The organism is Treponema denticola (assembly GCF_024181645.1).
Classification (GTDB): domain Bacteria; phylum Spirochaetota; class Spirochaetia; order Treponematales; family Treponemataceae; genus Treponema_B; species Treponema_B denticola_A.
This window is the reverse complement of record NZ_CP058624.1, coordinates 1,879,115-1,902,971: the sequence shown is the minus strand read 5'-3', so window position 1 is coordinate 1,902,971 and position 23,857 is coordinate 1,879,115. Positions and strand designations below refer to the sequence as shown.

Genomic DNA, 23,857 nt, shown 5'->3' with positions numbered 1-23,857 from the left:
ATGAAAAACATAAGTGTTGTAAAAACTAAATTAACAAAAAGGTTTGCAGGTCTTATATTTGCAGGCTTTGTTTTGACATTGTTCAGCGCGTGTAAACCTGCTTTGGGATCTTCTTGGTATCCTCGTGTAAATGATGATATAGGGATGACAATGTATATAACCGAAATATCTGTTGCAGATAATCCTGTTGTCCCCGTCCTTTCCGAAACACCCATTGATGAAGCCGATAGATTAAATAAATTTTCAAAAGCTAAGACCTATATTGTTACGGTTCCTTCTTCGGTTGAAGAGGTTTCTATCGATAATATCAAGGTTAAGGCTGTAAATTCCTTATCAAAGATGGAACCTGTTTTAGTAGATGTAAAAATAAACGGAGAGGGGGCTCCTCTTGTTTCAGGTCAAACGGTACCTATTACAATAAAGGTTGCGGATAATGAGGGGAAATATGCTTCTATTGAGAAAATTATAAAGATTACACAAAGCGAACCCTATGATTTGGAATTGAAGAGCCTTAAAATTTGCGGTATAGATGCTATGCAGGGGGATGTTAGTATCCCATATAAATATAGTACCATTGATCCTTCTAATATTGAGGCAAAATTTAAATATGGGGAAAATGAAACGGTTATACCTGTAGATGTGGAAAACTCGCCTGTCGAATTAAAAGAAAATGATACCGTAAATATAAAAATAATGGTTAAAGGGCAAAAGGGGCAGTATAAGGACTTTGAAAAAGTTATTGCTGTAACAAGAGAAGCAAAATCCGAAGACGAAGATGAGGCCTTGCAGCTTTTAGAAATGTATGTTCTAGGTATAAAGGCTGAGATAGGAAAAACCGCTCTTGTTCCGGAAAATACTCAAAATCTTAATCCCGAAGATGTGGTCTTATCCTTTAAGAAATTCGGTTATATTCCTGCAGAAATAAGTCCTAAACCCGCAGTGTTTGGAAGTGAAGACATAATATCCTTAAAGCTTTCGGTAGCGGCAAAGGAAGGTAAATATCAAGCATGGGAAATGAACATTACCGTAAAGAAAAGTGCAGGAGTTTTATACAATCCTATAGATAAAAATGGGAATAAAAAATATGTAGTAAAAATAAATAACATAATAGAAAATGTTGACCCCTTCGATTATTATAATGAGAATTATGAATTTCCTGCTTCAAAATTTGATGAGTGGGTATTACATATGCCCAGTATGTCGGGTATTATTGCCTCGTATAAATTCCGCGCTGGCAGCTGGAGCGGAAGTCCAGAAATGGTTGAAAACATTCCTTCAGGAATCGGTTCGGGGTTTAAAGCAATTTCCAATGTAAAAATTTACCGGTATAAAACTAGAAAAGACCGAGGAAGTGCACACGGTACTGATGAGGAACTTGCACCAAATCCTCATGATAACCGATTCTATTTTTACCGCTTTACCGCAGATGCTTCAATGGGGATAAAAGCCGACAATTCAATGTTCTGTGTGGATAGATATTCCAAGTTCCTTTTTTACTACAGTGATCCGGCTAAGATAAAAAATATGGCCGGCAACAAGCTCCCTACGGAATGGACTGACTATGCCGCTGCTTCTACAGGTGATCATATCCAATTTAAAAAACCGTTTTATATGACCGACCCCGTCGGCTATGTAAAAGAAGATGGTAGTGTTGTAATGTACCAGTGGATTAAAGACAATATAAATGCAAGTAATTATCACGCCCAAGAAAATCCGGCTTTTACAAAGCCTGCCGAAAAAAAAGCAAATGGTGCGGGGTTTTCACCTTATAGAAATCCTATTGAGATAAAAAAGACTGAAGTTTCTACTGAAATAAATCCTAAATACACCGTTGCAGAACCTATGATAATGGGGCAGCCGGCCTCCGTATATGCTCATGTAGGGGATAATGTTTCCTTTGAGGTTAGAGTTCTTCCGTCACCCGAAGGAGAGAATCTTTCATATCAGTGGTATAAGAGACTGAATGCAGACGGTTCTACTGATGAAAAGATTGATGGAGCTGTAGGAGCTATATATGTACCGGATACTTCTGCCGAGATAGATGCTTATTGTTACTGCATAATAAAGAATAAAAATAAGGCTAATGGAAAAGCTACCGAGGTTAAATCGGAAGAGGCTAAATTCCGTTTAGTTCCCGGCAGCGGAGAAATTATAATTGATGCCGAATCTCCTAAGATATTGAAGCAGCCCGAAAGTATTAGTATAGCTATCGGTTCTTCTGAAGAAATAAGTCTATCCGTTCTTGCAGAATCCGTTGATGGAGGGAGCCTAACATATCAGTGGTTTAAGGCTGATAATGAAGTTGATGCCGGTTCACCGATAAGTGATGCCGTCACTGCAACTTATACATTTACCCCTGAAACATCTGCCGAGCATAACGACTTTTATTATTGTGAGGTTACAAATACAAATACAGGAGTAAACGGAAATAAGACAGCAATTAAAAAGAGCTCCATAGTAAAGGTTTCCGTTGAAGCTTTATACCGTTTAAGTTTTTCGGTATCAGGCGATGAAGGCGGTTTCCTTACAGCCCTGCATAACGGAAAATCTATCGAATCGGGTACATACATAAAAAAAGGCGAAAAGATTAGATTTATTGCAACACCCAAACCTAGGTATATCATAAATGATTGGGAATGTGCGGGTGCTGCTTTCGAAGTTCCCTATGCTGATAAAACCGTTGCCGTATTAACGGTTGGAGCGGCAAATGCTGCCGTTTCGGTCTCTTTTGAGCCGAAGATGCGCCTTACCATAAGACCCAAAATTGAAAATGAAAGTTTACAGTCGTGGTCAACGGCAGGTGCTACTGATCATGCTAATCATAAATATATTGACGGTGCCCATTTTGCTCATGATCTTGCTGTTACTGTAAATGCAAACGGCGGTACGGACAACATACAATGGAAATACGAATTTCCCTTTGAGGGAAGCGGTTCAGGCGGTCCGTTTGGAGGCGGATACGGTGAATATGTGAAGGAGAACGATTACATAAAACTAGGGGAGCATAAGGAAGACAATAATGTTGTGCTAGCTAAGAATTTCTCTGATTTTTCAGAAATGGATATTGTATTTAAAACTTATCTGATAAAATCAAACCGCCTTGATTATTGGCGATCGGAATGGACAACATGGGGCGGCGGACCGGTATACCCCAAGCAGCCCTTAGACAATAACAGCATCATTAAACTTGTCTACAACGAAACTACCGGAACATGGACTTTAGATGCTGCTGCACTACAACTTAATCAGCCGGAGCGTGTAACGATCTCCTATGACGAAAACTTTACCCTTGCCGACGGCGAAGAAAAAGACTTTGTTATTACATATACGGTTAATAACAACGGCTATAAACATGACGAGAGTAATAAATATAAAAAAATGGACGATGGGGGAGAGAATGAAGCCAGTACAAGATCAAAGGGTACGGTAAAAGTAATTTATACAATCAGCTGGAAGTAAATTTTAAAAGCCGAAGACTCCCCGTGAGCCTCCGGCTTTTTTCAAGTTTAGGAATCTTATGAAAAAATTCGTTTTAAAGTTTTTCAATTTATTTTTGTTTATCTTTTGTTTTGTGAATTTTCTAATAGCCGGGGACTTAGAGGACAATAGTATAAAAGCTAATCCTGAAAATCCCGACTGTATTTACGAAAAAGCAAGGCTGGGTGATTGCCTCATCCACATGGCAAAAATTACCTCGCCCTCAAAGGGATCGGCACCGGCAGTTGAAATCCTTTTTACCTCCGATTTTAAATGGGAGTCTTGTTCTCCTCATGAAGGCTGGGGGAAAGAAGGGAAAACTTATCAATATCGGGAAACCGAGGTGCCGGGTTCTTCCGTGTTTTTAGGCATAACAAATAAGATAAGCGATGTAGTTTATTTCAAGGTAGAAGGGGTTCATCCATTTGATTTACCTATTTATGATGACCCGGCTGAAGCTAAAATCCTTGAACGTTTTATCTTTTTTAAATTTACCGCTTATGCGGCTAAAGGCGGTATTTTTGAAAATGCTCTCAATAACTTAATGTGTGCACTTGATACCCATACTAAACTTCTTTACACTTACGGAATGCCTAGCGAGTACAAAAAAATAATCGGAAACAATTATATTCCGCAAAAATGGCTTCCTTATGAAATACATCCGAATACGGCTGATTCGAAATTAAAGTTTTATGAGTATGATCCAATCGGCTTTGTTTCTCTCGAAAAAACTCACAACTTTTTGGGCGTAAAGACAAATGTTCACTTATATGATTGGTGGAATGAATCTGTAGGAGCCGGCTCTTCGATGAAGACCGTAAAAGAAAAACGCTTTATGCCGCGTCTTTCCGGCGAAGCTCTTGCGGACTGGACTATCCGAGATGCCTCTAAGCCTGTGCGTTCCCCGTATAGAAAATTTTAAATAAGGTTGGTAAGCTGTTTTTATGGATCTATTCTTTTAGCACATAATCGATTTCTTGTTCAATCTGTAAAAGTATGTGCTTGGATACTTTTCCAAACGGTTTCCAGACTTGATTCTCTAATTTTTTTTAAGGCTTCTCCTTCTGCCAAGATAGAAGTTTGTTTATTAACATTATTTGCAATAAAGGTAAGAAGACGAATCTGTTCTGCTAAAGAAAAAGAAAGAACTTGATTTTCAACTTGTGTAAGTGCATCAGACATAATCTACCTCCATAACTATAAATTATATACTAAATTACCTTTTTCCGCAACTTGTTGCTTACTTGTGGTTTATTTTCTACCTTTGTTATGCAGACAGCTTATTCTGTTTTAAAAAGGAATTTATCCCTATCGTTATTATTAAGACGATGACCGACACGAGGGCTGTAAAGCCGCCGGGGGCGACATTTAGGTGATATGACAAAACCAAGCCGAGCATTATGTCTGCAACGCTTATCAAAATAGAAAAAATCAATGTCTTTTTAAAGCTCATTTTTAATTGAAGGGCTGTTGCGACCGGTAGAGCTATCATCGAGCTTAAGACCAACATTCCCACTATTTTTAATGAAACTGCTATCGTTGCTGCTGTTAGACCTGAAAATAAGTAGTTGATAAGTCTGACCTTAACTCCCATTATTTTTGCAATGTCTTCATCGAGGGCTATGTAGACCATCTTGTGATACATGAGACCGAGAGTAACCAATGACAAGATACTTAAAGCAATCACGGTAATCAAATCCGAAGAAGAAACGGTTAAGACGCTTCCGAATAAATAGGTTTCGGCATTTGCCCTAACGGTTCCTGAGCTTATGAGGGTAATGGCGATTCCGACACTCAGGGACAAAACTATCGAAAGGATTAAATCTTGGTATTCTTTAAAAGCATTCCGCAGGGCTTCTATCAGGGCTCCTGCTGCTGTCGTAAAAATAAAGGCACCGAGTATGGGGTTTATTCCTGAAGCGAGGGCAAGGGTAACGCCTGCAAGGGAACTGTGGGAAAGGGTGTCCCCTATGAGGGAGTATCTTCTGAGTACTAAAAATAAGCCGATTGAAGGACAAAGTATTCCTATAAAAAAAGAAACGATAAAGGCATTTTGCATAAAGCCATATTGAAGCATTTTATTTTTCCCCCTTTGGTTTAAATTGAACAAAGTTCGGATTAAAAAATTCCGAAGTATATTGTTGAGGATTACACAAATGACCTTCTCCGTTTTTTATGTGAAATATTTTTGTAGAATTAAACATAGCGGCATCCAGATTATGGTCAACCGAAATGACGGTCAGCCCCTTTTTAACATTTAAATCTTTTACAAAAGAATAGATTTCTTTTTGTCCCTGAACATCTATTCCGGTAGAAGGTTCATCTAAGATTAAAAGGTCGGGATCCCCGATAAGGGCACGAGCTATGTAGAGCTTTTGAAGCTGGCCCCCCGAAAGTTCTCCTACAAGGCTGTTTTTGTATTCGGTTAAATTCACTCTTTCCAGGGCTTTTAGAGCACAATCGTTTTCCCGTATCTTTAATATTTTTCTATAGGAATTTAAAAGTTCAAAAAGCGTAATCGGGAAATCGTTTAGGTTTTCTTTTTTTTGCGGAAGGTAGCCGATTCTTTTTGCATCGATAATAATTTCACCTTTTTGTATTTTCAGCAATTTTAAAATCAGCTTTAGGAGGGTGCTTTTTCCGCAGCCGTTTTCTCCCACAATCGAAATATAATCGCCTTGGTTTACTTCTAAATTTATATTTTTTAAAACTTCTTTTTTTGAATTCGGATATTTAAACTTGAGAGAATTTATTTTTACCATAGGAAATGCATTTTACTTCTTTTCTTTAAAGATTGCAAGTCCGTGAGAATTAATTACAACAGCTTAAAAGTTAGTCTATTGCTATTTTTATTTCTTTCCTATAAAATACGAATATATTTTCTTAGAGGTTAGTTATGATTCATAAACGCCTGACAAGGTCGGTGCCGAAAAGTAAAAAATGGATATTGCTTTCGGCTCTTTCTTCATGGATTTCTCTATTGTGCAATGTAGTTATAACTTTTGTAACTGTGCGCTTTATTTTTAGCTTATATAATTCTTCGCTTGATAAAAAAACGGTTTTTGTGTTGTTATGTGCAGCTTCGGCTGCCTTGATAATAAGAGTTATTGCCGTCCGTAAGCGTTCTTACTTTTCGTATAGGGCAGGAACCGAGGTTAAAAGAACATTGCGCTCGATGCTCTATGATAAATTTATTTCGTTAAAGCTTAATTATTCTCAATATATAAGCATGGCCGAGGTTACTCAAATAGGCACTGACGGAATCGAGCAGCTCGATTCTTATTTTGGGGCCTATCTGCCTCAGTTTTTTTTCAGTATGGCAGCTCCGGTAACTCTTTTTATAATTCTTGCACCGATAAACTTTTTTGCCGCCCTTGTGCTTTTTGTCTGTGTGCCCCTAATTCCCCTTTCGATTGCAGCTATTCAAACGGTTGCAAAGCGTATTTTAAAAAAATACCTTGACGTTTATACGGGGCTCGGAGATTCCTTTTTGGATAACCTCCGCGGCCTTATCACCTTGAAGGCCTATTCCGATGATGAAGCTCAGCATAGGGAACTAAATGCCGAGGCGGAAAATTTTAGGCGGGTAACGATGAGAGTTTTAACCATGCAGCTTAATTCCATCTTTGTGATGGATACCGTTGCATACGGCGGGACTGCCCTCGGAACAATCGTCAGTCTTTATCAGTTAAGAGCCGGAAATCTTTCAATAGAAGGGGCATTGCTTTTTATTTTGCTCTGTGCCGAATTCTTTTTACCTCTGCGGGCACTGGGCTCGTTCTTTCATATAGCGATGAACGGCATAACCGCAGCGAACCGCCTCTTTGAATTGATGGATGTAAAAAGCGATTCGGCTTCAGTTTTAAGCGAAGCCGAACTTGAAGAAACAGCAAAAAAAATTAAAAGGGCTCAGCCCGGCAGTCAGCCTGATTCTCTACAGGGCAATTTGCCTTCGCTCGAAGTAAAAAATTTAAACTTTAATTATAACGAATCAAAGCAGGTTCTAAAAAATATCTCTCTTGAATTTTTAAAACCGGGCTTTTACGGCATCGCAGGAGAAAGCGGTTCGGGCAAATCCACTGCGGCTGCCTTACTTATGGGCTTACAAAAAAACTATTCCGGCGAAATTCTCTTATCGGGCATAGAAGCAAAAAAACTCCCCGACGAATTTAGAGCTAAGTATATGAACCTTGTTTCTACCGAAAGCTTTTTGTTCGGCGCTTCGGTTAGAGAAAATCTTTTAATAGCGAAGCCTTCTGCAAGCGATGAAGAATTGATGAGCGTATTAAAAAAAGTTCTCTTAGACGAGTTTATTTTAAACAGAAACTCTTCGGAAGCCGGTAATTCGGGCCTGAACTTTTATATTGAATCGGGCGGAAAAAATTTATCGGGCGGACAGGTTCAGCGGTTTGCTCTTGCACGGGCACTTCTCCATGATGCAGACATTTATATTTTTGATGAGGCTGTAAGCAATATCGATGTCGAAAGTGAAGAGCTTATTTTAAGCACCCTTTATGAATTAAGTAAAACCAAAATAATTATCTTTATTTCGCACAGGCTTGCAAACATTGAAAACGCAGACCATATCTATGTATTTGAAAAAGGCGAAATAAAAGAAGAAGGAACTCATTCAAACCTTATTGAAAAAAACGGCATCTATGCAAGGATGTATTTACAGCAAAAAGATCTTGAAAAAATACGGATGGGTGTAAAATGAAAAAAAGCGAACTTATAAAAAAATTGATAGTATTTGTAAAACCCCTTAGCGGCGTTATGACCATAACGGTCATCTTACGGGTCGCTGGGTTCATCATTGCAGCGGCCATTCCTGTTTTGGGCGGAGTCGGCATTGTCTCTCTTTTAGACTTAAAGATTTTTAATGTTTCGGTTTCCTTGGATTTTGTAATCATAGGTCTCATAATCTGTGCCGTAAGCCGAGGTATCTTTAGATACGGCGAGCAGCTTTCGGGGCACTACATAGCCTTTACCCTCTTGGCTTTGATACGGGATAAAATTTTTACGGCTATGAGAAAACTCGCCTTTGTTAAATTACAAAAAAAGGATTCAGGCAGCCTTCTGTCTATTATAACTGCCGACATAGAATTGCTCGAAGTTTTTTATGCCCACACAATAGCCCCTGCAGCTTCTGCCGTTCTCTACTTTATTTTTGCCTTAATTATCTTTGCTAAAATACACATTGTCTTAAGCCTTACGGTTGCCCTTATCTATATAGTCATCGGCTTCTTCCTTCCTCTTCTTTTTGCTAAGATGGATGACGGGGCCGGTGTAGAATACCGAAAAAAAATGAGCTCCCTTAATTCTTTCTTTTTGGATTCCCTCCTCGGAATAAAGGAGATTATCTTTTTCGATAAGATAAAAGAAAGAAAAGATAATATTGAAAAAAGAGGCGAGGCCATAAGCGGAACCTTTAAGCTTTTAAAAAACTTTGAGGGTAAAACATTTGCAATTACGGAAGCAGCTCTTACTCTTTGTAATTTTTTAATGCTGGGCATTTCTGCCTTCCTTTTGGTAAACGGAAAAATCGACTTTGCATCTTTTTTGATTTCCAATCTAATGCTTCTTTCAGGCTACGGCCCGATAATTGCGGTTTCAGGTTTGGCTGTAAACTTGCAGCAAACATTTGCTTCAGCAGAAAGAGTTTTTTCTCTGCTTGAAGAAAAACCGGAACTTGATGAAGTTACAGACGGCCAAAACCTAAGCTTTGAAAAAGCCGATGCCGATAATATCAACTTTAGATATGACGATATGGAAGTTTTAAAGGATGTAAGTATCTCCGTTAAAAAAGATGAGATAGTCGGACTTTGCGGCAAAAGCGGAAGCGGTAAGAGTACATTGCTCCGCCTAATCATGCGCTTTTTCGATCCCCTGTCGGGTGAGGTAAAGATGAACGGTATCGATATTAAAAAGATAAACACGGCAAGTTTACGGGAGGCTGTTTCTTATATTACCCAGCAGACCTATATTTTCAAAAAATCTATTTATGAAAATATTCTTCTTGCAAACAGGAATGCTTCAAAAGAGGATGTTATCGAAGCCGCCAAAAAAGCCGCAATCCACGATTTTATTATGAGCTTACCTGAAGGCTATGATACGAAGATGACTGAGCTTGGAGGAAATCTTTCGAGCGGCGAAAAGCAGCGCCTCGGCCTTGCCCGAGCCTTTTTGCACAAGGCTCCGCTTTTGTTACTCGACGAGCCGACTGGAAACTTGGACAGCTTAAACGAAGCCCTCATTTTAAATTCGATATACCAAGAAAAAAAAGACAAGGGCGTTTTAATCGTAAGCCACCGCAAATCCACCGTGAACGCCGCCGACAAAATTGTCTACATTGAAAAGGGAAGGGTAAGGTAGAAAAAAATCCCCATCGGAAGGGCGGAGTCTTCCGATGAGTGGCTAACCAAAAAACCGGCCTGAGTCTAGACTTACTCCCTTTCTACCATCATATAAAGCAGGGCGTTTATAATAGAGGCGGCGACATTGCTTCCGCCCTTGGTGCCTACGGTCGAGATTTGGGGAAGGGGGCTTGAACGCAGGGCTTCTTTCGATTCGGCGGCTCCTACAAAGCCGACGGGAACACCGATTATAAATTCGGGGGAAACTTTTTTTTCTTCGCAAAGCTCCAAGAGTCTAAAAAGAGCCGTCGGGGCATTGCCTATGACAAAGGCTTTGGCTCCTTCTTGGACTGCAAGGTCTACGGCTGCCGAAGAGCGCGTAATTCCGTTCTCCTTGGACATCTTAAAAACCCTCTCGTCATCAATCAAGCATAAAAGTTTATTTTCGGTTTTTGAGAGAGCGGGTTTATTGATGCCTGTCAGCACCATCTTGGTATCTGTAAAAATAGTTATGCCCTTTTGAAGAGCCCTTTTAGCCGATTCTATAAAGTTATTTTGAAAGATGATTATCTTTCGGTACTCGACATCACCAGTAGTGTGAATCATCCTCTTGGCTATAATTTTTTCTTCTTCCGTAAAAGCAACATCAGCCATGCTTTCTTCAATTATATCCATGCTCTTGTTTTCTATTTCCATAGGTTTTTTAATGTACATTGATTTTTTCCTTTAAGATGCTTTTGGGATATTTATAAACTGAACCGCAGTTATGACAATAAAGCTCTATTTCCTCAGGGCCGTTTTCGTACATGTCTGCGATTTCTTTTTCAGGTAGGGTAAAAAGTTTATCGCGGAAATTTTCTTCCGAGCAGGGACAATAAAAGTCTATCTTTCTTTCGATTAAAACTTGAGGATTACAGTCACGGAAAAGGCCGAAGATAACATCTTCCCTGTCTCCTCCTTCTGCAAACCATTGGCCTATCGAGGGGCAGGCTGCAAAAGCTTTTTCCGCTTTTTCTATCAATGCTTCTTCGGCTCCCGGCATTAGCTGAATATACATTCCGCCCGCCCCGATGATTCTTCCTTCCTTGTCGAATTGGATGCCTGTATTAAAGCCCGTTACCGTCTGCTCGGATTGTAAAAAATATTCGGATAGGTCAAGGGCTATGTTTTTGTGTTTTATTTCTACGATTCCGGTTAGGGGTTCCCTGGCGCCTTCAGGGAAGCGGATAACCGAGATTTTCCCTTCTCCGAAAAGAGGTTTTAGGTCCCATGTTTCTAAGGGAGTATCCGGCCTTATTGGGTCTTCCAAAAGATAGCCCCTTACAAAGCCTTCGCTAAAGGCTTCGACACTAAAACCTACAAGAGGGCCTTGGGTGTCGCATCTAAATATGATTCGGTCTCTTCCTTTCATTGTCGGAATTAAGAGTGCCCCGCAGAGGGAAGCGTGGCCGAGGGCCAGGCTTTCTAAAATACCTAAATTGTGCTGCACCCTCATCTTATTTACAAAACGGGTTCCGTGAAAAAAAGCTCCGCGTATTTGGCCTTCGCCTAGCATAAAGACCGTCATTCCGTCTTCGTGCATGGTTTTAAATTTTTCGATTAAGACGGGATCGGTTATCGGTTTATCTATCATAGGCGGATTATATCAGAGTTTGGTCTTTTGTACAAGGATTGACACCTTCTCTTTTTTTGGATAAAATATCCTGCTTTTGTCTATTTTAAATGTTTTTAAGGAAGAAATTATGTCAAACGAAAAGAAATTATTACATTGGGCAGATCAGACTGCCGAAAAAATCATAAGAGAGAGGGGAGACCTCGATGTTTATACCTGCGCGTCCGGTATTACGCCTTCGGGAACCGTTCACGTAGGAAATTTCCGCGAAATTATTTCCGTCGATTTGGTTGTGAGGGCCTTGCGCTCCCGCGGAAAAAATGTGCGCTTTATTTATTCTTGGGACGACTATGATGTATTCCGAAAGGTTCCCGCAAATATGCCCAAGCCCGAAGTTTTGGAAAAATACCTCCGCTATCCGATTACTATGGTTCCCGATACATTTGAGAGGGATGAAAATTATGCCCGCCACCACGAGCATGATGTAGAAGCCGTATTGCCCCGCGTCGGGATTCATCCCGAATATCTTTATCAAGCCGAACGCTATCAAAAGGGGATGTATGCCGAAGGAATGAAAAAAGCCCTGGATAACAGGGAAGAGCTTAAAGACATTTTAAATACTTACCGAGATGAGGCACATAAAATTACCGAAGAATACTGGCCCGTTTCCGTTTTTTGTACGGCCTGTAATAAGGACACAACAAAGATAGAATCATGGGACAATGATTGGACGCTTAAGTATTCTTGTGAATGCGAGCATTGCGAAGCCGTGGATCTGCGGAAGGCAAAATCTGCAAAGCTGGGATGGAGGGTTGACTGGCCCATGCGCTGGGCTTTTGAAAAAACCGTTTTTGAGCCGGCCGGAAAGGATCACCATTCACAAGGAGGTTCCTTCGATACGGCAAGCTTGGTTTCCGACCGTATTTATAACTGGCCTGCTCCCGTAAGTTTCCGCTATGATTTTATCGGTTTAAAGGGAGTGCCCGGAAAGATGGCCTCTTCTAAGGGAAAGGTTGTAAGCCTTGCAGAAGTACTCGAAGTTTATCAGCCCGAAGTTGCCCGCTATCTTTTTGCGGGTACAAGGCCCAACACCGAATTCGTTATCAGCTTTGACCTTGATGTAATTAAGATTTACGAGGACTATGACAAAACCGAGCGCATTGCGTGGAAGGCCGAAAAAGCTAAAAACGATGAGACATTCGAAAAAGAATATAGAATCTATGAGCTCTCTCAAATAGACGGAATGCCTGAGTGTATTTCCTATCAAATTCCTTTTAGGCATTTATGCAATCTTTTACAGATAAATTCGGGCGATATTGAAGCCGTAATAAAGGGGCTTCCCGATGTAAAGCCTGCCCAAGCCGATAGACTGAGATCCCGTGCCGAATGTGCCTGGAATTGGATCACGGACGGGGGAGCTCCCGAAGAGTTTAAGTTTGCTTTAAGAGCTGACGGCTCAAAGGCTGAACTTTCCGAGCCGGAAACAAAGGCGATTAAAACGATAAGGGATTCCCTTTTACCTAAAATGGACGAGATGGACGAAAAGACATTTTCGACAGCCCTTTACGATGCGGCAAAAGAATGCGGCTTGGAGTCCAAGCAAATGTTTGTCGCCGTTTATCAAGCCCTTGTTTCAAAGGATCAGGGCCCGCGCCTTGCAGGCTTTATGAAAACCATAGGCAAAGAAAGACTGGAGAAAATATTTAAAGATTATTAAAGAGCGAAGGCTTTTATTTTTTTGCAAATTGTGCTAACATTCTTTCTATGGCTAATGATAACTTGTACACACGCAAGATAGAACCTGCACCCGATAAGCCTGTCCAAAACGGAAAATCGAATTTCGGCACTTTTTCAGGCTGCTTTAAAAAATTCGATATAAAAGGACTTTATCGGGTATTCGGAAATCTTCCGCTTCCCAGAATAATTACCAACGGAAGGATTTCGGGGACGATGAGGTTTTTGTTTTGCGATGATGAGATAATAGGCGAAATAGCATTTTTTTCGTGCTATATTTTTTCTTTTATGGAAACAACCTTTTGGGTTCGTAAGACTCAGCAAAAATATGCCTATCGGCAATATCTTCCCGGCGGCTTTATTCATATTCCGAAGCACATAAAATACAGCATTACAGCCTGCCGTAAATCATATAGATATGCACGTATTTTTTCCCGTCTGTCGCACGGAAAACTTCATGCCGACTTTGATTTTTCGGCCCGTGATTCCCGTCCCTCATGCGAAGGCCGTTTGGATCTGGATATTCGGGATAAAGAAGCCTTGGATTTTTCGTGCGTAATTCCCAACTATGTAAGCCGGCGATGTATGGCTATGTACATGCAGACAGGAACGGTAAAGGGCTGGATAAGTTTGGGTTATAACGAAGATATTCAGCTAAAAAAAGAAACGGCCGTGGGCGTTTTTGATGTGAGAAAGTCCTACACAGGTTTTAGGTCAAAGCGCACCCTTGTAAACGGACTAGGCAAGCTGGATGACAAGGCTTTGGTTTTTTATCTTGCAAATTCGATAGCTGCTGACAGCAATAGGTATAATGATAATATGATACTCTATGACGGAAAACGCACCCCTCTTCCTCCGGTAAAAATAACCCGTCCCTTCGGCATCATGGGAAAATGGATAATACAGGACACCGAAAGCATGGTCGACCTTGTGTTTCTTCCTGTTTCAAAAAATTACAAAAGGGTAAATGCCGCAGTTTTTAGGACGGAATACAGTACCGTTTACGGTCATTTTGAAGGTACCCTGCTGACAGCTGACGGAGAAGAATTAAAGCTAAAATCTTTTCCCGGCATAGCTAAAAAATACAATCTTAGAATATGATGATTAAAATAGAAGGGGTTGAAATCGAATGGTCCGAATCAAAGGGCCGGAAACTCAGACTTACCATATCGCCTAAGACGGCTATTCCCTGTATCCATGTTCCGAAAAACTATTCTCAAAGCAAGGCCTTAGACTTTGTAAAAGAAAATATTGCGTGGATAAAAAAACATCAGGCACGGATAGAAGAAAAGATTTTTAAGAAGAATATAAAAGCTTCATTAAAGGACGGCTCCACGGTAAGTTTATGGGGAGCCGACTATAAAATTAAAATACTGCGTGCCAAAAAAAATGCAAGCGTCGCAGTCGATGATGATTTTATCTATTTAAAAGAGCCTCTCGGAGCGGATCCTAAAAAACGGCCTTCAATTTTGAACCGTCTTTATAAAAAAGAATTGGAACTTTATGTAGAAGAAATCTTGCCCTTTTGGGAAGCTAAGATAAAGGAAACCGCCTCCGAGATAAAATACAGGGATATGAAAAGCAAGTGGGGTTCATGTAATTCTTATACGGGCATAATTACCTTAAACACAAAACTTGCTGCCCTTCCTTGCGAATGTGCCGAAATGGTGCTGGTGCACGAGTTTGTTCATTTTAAAGAAAGGCTCCACAATGAGCGCTTTAAGCGATACATGACTAAATACCTTCCCGACTGGAAAGAAAGAGTGAAGTTGTTGAATTCGGAAGATTATTAGGGGAATCGATAAGAGTTAATGTGTAATGAGTAATTAAGTTATCAGCTATAGATTACCGATTATTCATTACACATTAACAATTAGTTTAAACTTTAAACTTTCCGACTTCTTTAGAAAGATTTTCAATGCTCTCTTTATTCTTTTGACTTATTGTGTGTACTTCCTGTACGGCATTGCTAATCTGTACGGCACCGGAGGCCATCTCGTTCATACTGTCGGTGATGACGCGGGTAAGTTCATCGAGTTTTTGCATCTCCTGAGCAACATTCTCACCGCCGCGGAGCATTTCGGCTGAGCCGTCATTTACTTGGTTTGTTACCATGTTTATGTCGCGGATAGCAGTGAGTACTTCCTTGCTTCCGTTTTCTTGTTCACGCATAGCGTTCATTAGATTTTGGCTCATCGTTTTGACATGCTCTGAAAGGGAGAAAATGGCATTAAATTTTTCTTCTGCTGTTTTTGCAGAGTATGAAAGAGTTTCAATTTCTCCTGAAAGCACTTTAAGCGTTTCGGTAATGGTTTTACCTTGACTGGAAGACTCTTCAGCGAGTTTACGGATTTCGTCTGCAACGACTGCAAAACCTTTGCCGGCTTCGCCTGCGTGGGCGGCTTCAATTGCAGCATTCATCGCCAAAAGGTTGGTCTGGCTTGCAATGTGTTGGATAACGCTTGAGGCTTCCAATAGACCTCCTGACTCTTCGGCAATACGCTGGGTAACAGTGTTTGCTCCTGTAACTGTTTCCTTGCCATCAGCCGTAGCGTTTGCAAGGGTTTTTATAACATCATCGGTTTTACCGAGAGTCTGTGTGATAGAAGCTATGTTTCCCACCATTTGCTCGATAGCCGAAGAAGACTCTGCAACGCTGGCAGCTTGATTTTCAATACTGTTGTTAAGCTGTCTAATAGTGCGGATAATTTCTTCGACTGTAGCTGCCGTTTCGGTAACGCTTGCGGCTTGGGTAAGAGCTTGCTGTTTTACGCCGTCGATATTCGCACTTATTTGGTGTACAGCACTTGCCGTTTCAGTCATATTGCTTGCAAGTTCGTTACCGATATTTGTCATGTCTATAGTATTTTTGCCGACGGTTTTAATCGACGAGCCGATTTTTTCTATTGTTTCATTGAAGTATTCAGATAAATCGGTAACTTCATCGTTGCCGTGTACGGGCAGGCGGACGGTTAAATCCCCTTCACCTTGGGCTATATCTTTAAGGGCCTCAACGACAACCTTTATAGGTTTTATCATTACACGGGCAACAAAAAAGACAACAATTAGAGCGGCTGCTAAAGTTATCGCTCCAATAACCAGCATTTTAATCCGCAGTTCATTGACGGTTCCCATAAATTCGTTTACGGGGGCATTAATTATGATTGTCCAGTCAGTTGTTTTCATTGTGGCATACGAGGCAATAAAATTTTCTCCTTTGTATTCGTAATATCCTACAGAAGGTTCGTCAATCTCTACTGCCATTTTTTCAAAAGCGGCACACGACGCAAGAGATGGATCCGTTTTAGCTTCCTCGCAGGCATTTGAACGAGTCTTAACTAGGTCGAAATCTTTGTCCGCAATGGTAGTTCCTGAGTTATCGAGAATATAACATTCACCTGTTTTGCCGACTACAATATCCTTAATTTGATCGCTAAGCCATAAGCCGTCAACATCAGCACCCAATACTCCGATAATATTTCTATTGTCATCATATACCGGTAAAGCAAATGTTATGAATATGTTATTTTCCACATCGCTATAGGGTTCCGTCGTATTTTTTTTCCCGCTGATACCTGCCTGAAACCATTCTATATCATTAAATTCTATTTCAGATCCGTCTAAGTTATATAAAATTCCTTCTTTATCGGTAATATATAGTTCACTGATAATGGGATTGAATTTTGCTTCTTCGGCAAGTATGGCCATTTTTTCTATAAACTTAATAGTATTATCGCGTAATACCGGCATCCGTGCAATACCTTCTAAAAATTGAAACATTGTATTCACACGCCCGTCAAGAATCTCCGCCGTATCTGTTGCTTTGTCAATCAGATGCGTTTCGACTTTTTCCGTTACAGCTTTTCGGGCAGTACGCAATGCTATAAGGGTAAGAATAGTCCCGACTACAAAAATCAATGCACCGAACACAATCATCAATTTGTTCCGCAATAAAAAACGATGTTTCTCTTTCATTTTAATCTCCTCTTTTAGGTTTTACTCTATTTTTTATTGGATTGACGAGTCCCAATCCGTAGGACATCCGCTGAAAAATGTATATCCTTGTACATTTTTTAGCTAATAGTTTTAGACTTGCGTCTAAAACTCTTGGAAGTTTGGAACCACCGCCGTCCATGGCGGTTGGGGAATGTACATCCTTGTACATTTTTTAGCTAATAGTTTTAGACTTGCGTCTAAAACTATTAGAAGTTTGGAACCACCGGCATCCGTGCCTGTTAATGAAATACCTCCTTGTATATTTATTAATTGCAAGTTTGTTGTTTTAATTTGTTGTACAAACTTGTTATTGTTTAAAAGCTCCGACTCTCTGTCGGAAATTATTTTTGAGAATAGTTTTTTTGTTTGCTCTTTGAAATAGTTTTTTTGAAAATAGGTAATCGGCAGCACAGATATCCGTTTGTTTGCAAAAAATTCGGGGGGGGGGTAGTATAACCATTTTTTTTATTTTGTCTAGTAGTTTTCGAGAAAAAGTTTAATTTTTTTTCTAACAAAATACCGTGTTGCAGCATGGGCTGTATTATAGGCTAAAGGGATGGAACTGTCAACCATGCATGTTATCTTACCGTTTATTTAAAACGAGGAATTGTATATTGTTATCTGTGTTTTTGCTCAAATCTTGACAAATACTTCCGTTTTGCGTTAGTATATATACCTAGAAGAAGAAAATAAACATTTTAGGGAATTTGAAACGATAAGAATGTATTCGTATGCGAAATCGGTTTAATATTTTTTAAATACTGGGAGGATTTTCAATATGTTTAGGTTTAAAAATTTTAGATTCATAACAGCTGTGTTATTTTTATTTTCAGCTCTTAGGCTATATGGGGCTGATTTGGAAATAAAAGCTGAGGGGACTGTTCTTGCGGGGACTTTGCTTTTTCCTAAGGCTTTGATAAACTCTTCCAAACAGATTATAGAAAAACTAAAAGGCGGTAAAATGGAAGAAAATGTTCCGCTTGTTTTAAACAGCTTATTTAGAAAATCGGTTCAGCCCTATTTGATTTCTTGGTTTAAGTATGAACCCAAAAAAGAAATTGCTCAATTGAAAATACCTGTTTTGGTTATTCAGGGCGGAAATGACATTCAGGTAGGAGTTGAAGATTCAAAGCTTTTAAGCTCTGCAAAAGAGGGTATTGAATTAAAAATTATCGAAAAGATGACTCACACCTTAAAAGAAATTAATTCTCCTCAGGAACAAATGAAAACTTATATAGATCCGTCTTATCCGATTTCAAAGGATTTAGTTTTAGCCATTACGGAGTTTGTCAATAAAAATTAAGCCGATTTAAAAAATCATATTGAGCTAAGTAAATATTTAATGCCGAATTATTAAGCAGCCTCCTTGATTTTTACTAAAAAAGAGTTTACAATTGATGTGGAGGTTACAATGATAAACGAGTTGATGTAACCTTTAAAAAAGGCAGGTGAATATGATGAATATGAAAAAAATAATATTTTTTGTTATTGTTTTTCTCCCGATTACTATGGGATGTGCTACAAATATGAATGGAAGACAAACTTCTGTTCCTCATAGGATAGATTTTCAAAAGATAAAAAATATTTCGATATTTACGCAATTTTGTGATATTGAACTTATAGCCGATAATACCCCTTCTGAAAATAATAACAATATTTCTCTTGAATATACAATCAGCAATGTAAAAGAAAGATATGTGAGTGTTACTGTTGAAGATGGTACCCTTATTTTTAAGGAAGAACCCTTTTTGACTTTTTTACCTCGTACAAGATGGAATCCTCCGCTTATCAGTATTCGCATACCTAAGAATCATATACTGCAAATGCTTACTATTGAGACGGAAAATACAAGCATGATCAAAAATATGACGGCTGCAATATGTTTCTTTCATGTAAAGAATGGAAAATTTCAAATTGAAGACAGTACTATAACAGAAAAGGTTAAAATTCAAATGGAAAGCGGTTCTGTTACAGTGCATAATTCTCATTTTGAAAACATTGATTTAAAAACTGATACTGGAAATCTTTATTTTCAAGGTGAAATATATGGAAACAATATTATTCAAAGTAAGTCAGGAAACATATCTATGAATCTTAATGCAGAAGCTTATTTGTACGCTCTACATTTTTTCCAAAATATGAATAAAACACAAGAAATAAAAGAAAATCGCAGCCAAGTAAAACATAATCTGGTTATAAAAGGAAATGCTAATAAGATTGATTTATCTTTTGCAAAAAAGAATCAAAGCATTGATATAAATAATGGTAAATTTGTTATCTGTAATAATATTGAATGTAAAGATTTAGGCATTCAGGGTGAGTACGGAAACATTACTATGAGAAACTGTATTTTTGATAGTCCGGTTATTATTACCGATGGAAATATTTTGTTTGATGGTATCTTAAAAAATACATGTACAATCGCCTCCGATTTGGGATGGATAAAAATTAAAACTTCGGTGTCGGAAAAACTTTTAAACCCTTCAGTTACAAGTAGTGTGGGGAAAGTAATAATTACCGGTTTTAATTCAAAAAATGCTTCGATTAAAAGCGGTATAGATTCTGTTTCAATTACCGATTCTATAATTGAATAATAGACACTCTAGCTTTATCGTGTTTTGTGGTTAAAACTTGCAAAAACATAAAATCAACTTGACACCTCAAATTATTTCATTTAAAATATAAGTATGCACGATATAAAGTTAAAATCAATCACTAAAAGCTATTCTGTAGGAAATGAAAAGCAGATTGTATTGGAAGACCTTTCTTATAATTTTGCTTCGGGAAAAATAAGTTTTATTTTGGGGCCATCAGGCTGCGGAAAATCGAGTCTTTTAAATATAATTGCAGGCATAGATAAAAACTATTCCGGTGAGGTTTTGTATAAGGGTGAAACGATTAAGAATTACGATAAATTTAGACGGGAAAATATCAGCTTTATTTTTCAAGACAGTAATTTAATTCAGCATCAAAATCTATTAAAAAATATCGTAATTGCCCTTCATAACGGGATAGAAAATAAAGAAGAGCTTGCAATTAACTTACTTAAAAAGGCCGGCTTATCCGAACATATTTATAAAAAGCCTTATATGCTTTCTACGGGTGAAAGACAGCGTGCGAGTATTGCAAGAGCTTTGGCAAGGGATACGGATATCTTACTTTGTGATGAGCCTACAGGAAGTTTGGATGAAACAACAAAGATTGAAATTTGCGATTTAATTTTAGAAGTTTTTAAAGGCAAAACAATTATCTTTGTAAGCCATGATGAAGAATTGGCAGAAAAATATGCCGATGAAATTTTAACTATCGACAATAAAAAATTAAAACCTATAAAACAAAAGCCTCAACTTGAACCTGATTCAAATATTGAATATAAACCTGAAACTAGAATAAAGGATTCAAGTTTTAAAAATGGATTTTATATAAATATTCTATCCGAAAAATTAAAACTTTTTAATTCGCTCCAGCTTTTAGTTATTATTTTAGGAATTTTTATATTTTCTATCGGCTCCTTTAAGGCCGTAAGTTATGGAATAGATCAATATCTTTACGGTAAGTACAAGGCCGATAAAATCACTTTAAGCAGTGCGGGTATGAGTTTAGAAGCCTTGCTTCAAAACATTGAAGATTATAACGGACAATTTAAAGAAAAAATTTACGGTCTTACCCTAGGCTTGCCTTCAAACATTAATATCCAAAAACAAAAATTCCCTGTTTTTATAAATATGATGCAGGAAAAAAATAAGGCAAACTTTTCGGAAGATATAATTGCAGGCCGCTTCCCTGAAAATCCTAAAGAGATTTTATTTAGCAAAGCTTATGCAATTAAGCTTCTTTCTAATTTTGATAAACTTATTGATATTGAAAATATTTCTGCCGACGATTTATTTAAGCACTTAAAAGAACTTCCTATTTCGTATAAAACCGTTTGTAAATTTGCAGGAAAAAATCCAAATGATTCCGAGTTTTATGATGAAGATTTAAAGATTGTAGGTATAATCGATGATTTAAGATACATCCCTGATTTTGATGAAGGCCTTTTTTTTGAAATGAAAAAATTTAATGAAGATATGGATGTGCCCGGGTTTATTGCCTTTATGCATAATATCGGAATAAACTTAAATTATCCTCTTTATATAGAGGAAGAAGAAATGTCTGATTCAATCTATGTAAATGAAAATATTTATCTTTTGGAAGAAGAGTTTACTAAATATTTAACTAAAATTTATCTTTCTGCTAAATTTACGTATTTTGATATATTTATAGACGAAGATTTAGATACCAGAAAAAAGGTGCACACTAATTATCTTTTGTTTAAATCTATTTTTAAGGGCAGCGATAATATTTCTCTGGAGAGACAATCATACCTAAATGATATTTACGGTTATAAATTAAGTATGATCTTTACATTGACTGTGCTGGGTGTCATTGCAATTCTTTCGGCATATAATGGTTTAAAAAATTTAATTACGGCTAAGCGTAAGGATATAGGTATTTACCGCTCATTGGGTTATACAACAAAGGAATTAAAAAAAATGTTTATAAACGAAGGTCTTATTATTTCGTTTTTTGTCTGCCTTGCTTCGATTTTATTTTTTATGATAATCAGCTTGTTTATGAGTAAATATTTTATTAATCTATTGGATTGCAGCAGAATAGTAAATTTAAAGAGCTTTTTTAATTTTGATATTTTTTCGATTTTGATTGCGGCTGTTATAATCATGTTAATAATTATCATTTCGATAAGCTTTGAACTTAAAAAAACTAACATAGATGAGCTGATAAGGTAAGGCTTGGAGGAGATATGCTTGAATTAAAAAATATAAATAAGTCATATAAGATTAGGGCCGGTTTGGAGCAAAAAGTTCTTAAAGATTTAAATATTATGTTCGGCGATAAGGGCTTGGTCAGTATTTTAGGCAGAAGCGGAGGCGGAAAGTCTACAATTTTAAATATAATCGGCGGTTTATGCAATTTTGATTCCGGAGAAGTGTTTTATAATAATAAAAAGATTGAAGACTATAACGAATTCAGAAAAAATAAAATAGCCTTTGTGTTTCAAGACTTTAATTTAATAAACCATTTATCAAGTGAAGATAATATTATTGCCGGCATGACTGATAGTATTACCGGCAGTATAAAAGAAAGGAAAGAGCATTCCGTATTTATATTAAAAAGTTTAAACATAGGGGAGTATACAAAAAAAAAGCCTGCACAATTATCGGGTGGGCAAAGACAAAGGCTCGCAATTGCAAGAATGCTCGCAAAAGAGGTCGATATTGTTTTGGCCGATGAGGCGACGTCCAGCTTGGATAAAAAGAATGCACACCATATCATGCAGGTTCTAAAAGATATTTCAAAAGAAAAACTTGTGATCTTTGTAACCCATGATAAGGAACTCGCTTATGAGTACAGTGATCGTATTTTAAATTTAGTAGACGGACAGATTACAAAGGATGAAAATATAACTAAGGACATGGAAGAATTTGATAGCACAATCAAAACAGAAAAATCGGAAGATTGTTCTTCTTATCAAACAGAAAGAAATGGATTGAAAAAGGCTCAACAAAATAACTCGTATAAAAAAAATACAAGATATTTACCCTTAAGAAATTTAAAAGGAAGGGCTAAGGCAAGTATCAGAAACATAATAATCATAAGTCTTATTTTTCTTTCTATATTATTTTCAATTTTTATGGAATCGGATTATTTTAAGGAGTATATGCATGATATCTATCTTCAAGAAGGCATTAAAACAAGTGTTTTGGATGTAGTAAAAGAAAAGGTGAGTGATGAAGCTCTTGTCGAAGAATTAAATATGCTCTACAAAGAACTTCCCAATATCGAGCATTGTTCTTATACATATAATACCAGAATAAAAATTGCAGGTTCAAATTATATTGAAGGCCTTCAAGCAGGGAAACCGATTTTTTCATATACCAATTTGGAAGATATAAGCTCTAACGATTATTTTAAGAAAATAATTAGGACAGGCCGTTTTCCCGAAAAAGCTGATGAGGTGCTTATGAGTTCTGCAGGTGCAATAGCCTTGCTTAAAGAACTTAAAATCGGCGGGGAAAGATTGGAAGATCAATTTAATACAGGCAAGCTTGATGATAAATATGTTTTTAGTCTGGTTGAAAATACTTTTTTCTTTGTCGCAGAATACCGTTTACCTAAGATTAAAATAACCGGTCTTATCGACAGTACAAAAGTAAGCGAAAAAACTCACACCGTTTATTTTATAAATGGCTTTACGAATCTTTTTGAAATAAAAAAAGGCGGCTTATACAAGCACGGCCTTAAACTATATAAAAAAGATCTAAGTGCAGAAAAGCATACGGAACTTTTAAATACCGTTAAAGAAAATAAAAAAATAAGAGTCAATGAGGTTCATCAAAAAAGAGTAAACATAGCTTATAATAAGATAGCCTCCTTCTTTGATTTTTCAAGAATTTTACTTATACTGATATGCTCGGTTTCAATCTTGTCCTTAGCTTCTATTTTTTATACTACTATCTTGGAAAGAAAAAACGAGATTAGAATTTACCGCTCATTGGCCTACACCAAAAAAGAAGTCGTAAAAATCTTCTCTTTAGAAATTTTTTATACAAGCTTGGTTTCTGCCGCCTTTGCCGTAATAATTTTGGCGGCAGTTTATTATCGGTTAGGCTAGGAAAAATAG

17 protein-coding genes are annotated in these 23,857 nt (G+C 37.8%); 11 read left to right on the top strand and 6 right to left on the bottom strand.

Annotated elements, in window-relative coordinates; translation table 11 throughout:
- Together HO345_RS08895 and HO345_RS08890 are read left to right on the top strand one after the other, a co-directional pair.
- On the top strand, positions 1-3,459 hold the full coding sequence (locus HO345_RS08895; protein WP_253682582.1) for an immunoglobulin domain-containing protein: 3,459 nt from the start codon (positions 1-3) through the stop codon (positions 3,457-3,459).
- 58 nt (positions 3,460-3,517) lie between these two features.
- Complete coding sequence (locus HO345_RS08890; protein WP_253682581.1) at positions 3,518-4,399, top strand: hypothetical protein; 882 nt, start codon at positions 3,518-3,520, stop codon at positions 4,397-4,399.
- 59 nt (positions 4,400-4,458) lie between these two features.
- On the opposite strand, the gene HO345_RS08885 is transcribed toward HO345_RS08890, so the two are convergent.
- The 3 genes from HO345_RS08885 to HO345_RS08875 form a co-directional block, all read right to left on the bottom strand.
- Positions 4,459-4,659 (bottom strand): hypothetical protein, encoded by a 201-nt coding sequence (locus HO345_RS08885; protein WP_253682580.1) that lies wholly within the window; start codon positions 4,657-4,659, stop codon positions 4,459-4,461.
- Between the two features lie 85 nt (positions 4,660-4,744).
- A complete protein-coding gene (locus HO345_RS08880; protein WP_253682579.1) occupies positions 4,745-5,554 on the bottom strand; it encodes a metal ABC transporter permease in 810 nt (269 codons plus the stop codon).
- Position 5,555: 1 nt separating this feature from the next.
- Positions 5,556-6,239 (bottom strand): metal ABC transporter ATP-binding protein, encoded by a 684-nt coding sequence (locus HO345_RS08875; protein ID WP_253682578.1) that lies wholly within the window; start codon positions 6,237-6,239, stop codon positions 5,556-5,558.
- A 134-nt stretch (positions 6,240-6,373) separates the two neighbouring features.
- Here HO345_RS08875 and HO345_RS08870 point away from each other — a divergent pair, with 134 nt between their 5' ends.
- Both HO345_RS08870 and HO345_RS08865 read left to right on the top strand, forming a co-directional pair.
- On the top strand, positions 6,374-8,194 hold the full coding sequence (locus HO345_RS08870; RefSeq protein ID WP_253682577.1) for an ABC transporter ATP-binding protein/permease: 1,821 nt from the start codon (positions 6,374-6,376) through the stop codon (positions 8,192-8,194).
- Positions 8,191-9,849: an ABC transporter ATP-binding protein gene (locus tag HO345_RS08865; RefSeq protein WP_253682576.1), complete on the top strand. Its 1,659-nt coding sequence runs from the start codon at positions 8,191-8,193 to the stop codon at positions 9,847-9,849. Before HO345_RS08870 ends, HO345_RS08865 begins: the two co-directional genes overlap by 4 nt.
- Before the next feature lie 71 nt (positions 9,850-9,920).
- Here HO345_RS08865 and HO345_RS08860 read toward each other — a convergent pair whose 3' ends face one another.
- Complete coding sequence (locus tag HO345_RS08860; RefSeq protein WP_253682575.1) at positions 9,921-10,544, bottom strand: precorrin-8X methylmutase; 624 nt, start codon at positions 10,542-10,544, stop codon at positions 9,921-9,923.
- Positions 10,534-11,463, bottom strand: a complete 930-nt coding sequence (locus tag HO345_RS08855) for an Hsp33 family molecular chaperone HslO (RefSeq protein ID WP_253682574.1) — start codon at positions 11,461-11,463, stop codon at positions 10,534-10,536. The genes HO345_RS08860 and HO345_RS08855 overlap by 11 nt, the downstream gene beginning before the upstream one ends.
- A gap of 109 nt (positions 11,464-11,572) precedes the next feature.
- Here HO345_RS08855 and lysS point away from each other — a divergent pair, with 109 nt between their 5' ends.
- From lysS to HO345_RS08840, 3 genes are read left to right on the top strand one after another with little or no spacing between them, the layout of a single operon-like run.
- A complete protein-coding gene (gene lysS, locus HO345_RS08850; RefSeq protein WP_253682573.1) occupies positions 11,573-13,159 on the top strand; it encodes a lysine--tRNA ligase in 1,587 nt (528 codons plus the stop codon).
- 47 nt (positions 13,160-13,206) lie between these two features.
- Positions 13,207-14,277 carry a DUF2804 domain-containing protein gene (locus tag HO345_RS08845; protein WP_253682572.1) on the top strand — a complete coding sequence of 357 codons (1,071 nt, stop codon included), beginning with the start codon at positions 13,207-13,209 and terminating at the stop codon, positions 14,275-14,277.
- Positions 14,274-14,969, top strand: a complete 696-nt coding sequence (locus tag HO345_RS08840; RefSeq protein ID WP_253682571.1) for a YgjP family zinc-dependent metalloprotease — start codon at positions 14,274-14,276, stop codon at positions 14,967-14,969. The genes HO345_RS08845 and HO345_RS08840 overlap by 4 nt, the downstream gene beginning before the upstream one ends.
- Positions 14,970-15,054: 85 nt before the next feature.
- Here the strand turns inward: HO345_RS08840 and HO345_RS08835 are convergent, their stop codons facing one another.
- Positions 15,055-17,151 (bottom strand): methyl-accepting chemotaxis protein, encoded by a 2,097-nt coding sequence (locus HO345_RS08835; protein ID WP_253682570.1) that lies wholly within the window; start codon positions 17,149-17,151, stop codon positions 15,055-15,057.
- A gap of 799 nt (positions 17,152-17,950) precedes the next feature.
- On the opposite strand from HO345_RS08835, the gene HO345_RS08830 reads away from it, so the two are divergent.
- From HO345_RS08830 to HO345_RS08815, 4 genes are all read left to right on the top strand, one after another.
- A complete protein-coding gene (locus HO345_RS08830) occupies positions 17,951-18,475 on the top strand; it encodes an alpha/beta fold hydrolase (RefSeq protein WP_253682569.1) in 525 nt (174 codons plus the stop codon).
- A 151-nt stretch (positions 18,476-18,626) separates the two neighbouring features.
- Complete coding sequence (locus HO345_RS08825; RefSeq protein ID WP_253682568.1) at positions 18,627-19,766, top strand: DUF4097 family beta strand repeat-containing protein; 1,140 nt, start codon at positions 18,627-18,629, stop codon at positions 19,764-19,766.
- Between the two features lie 93 nt (positions 19,767-19,859).
- Positions 19,860-21,962 carry an ATP-binding cassette domain-containing protein gene (locus HO345_RS08820; RefSeq protein ID WP_253682567.1) on the top strand — a complete coding sequence of 701 codons (2,103 nt, stop codon included), beginning with the start codon at positions 19,860-19,862 and terminating at the stop codon, positions 21,960-21,962.
- 14 nt (positions 21,963-21,976) lie between these two features.
- Positions 21,977-23,848, top strand: a complete 1,872-nt coding sequence (locus HO345_RS08815) for an ABC transporter ATP-binding protein/permease (RefSeq protein ID WP_253682566.1) — start codon at positions 21,977-21,979, stop codon at positions 23,846-23,848.
- Positions 23,849-23,857: the final 9 nt, after the last annotated feature.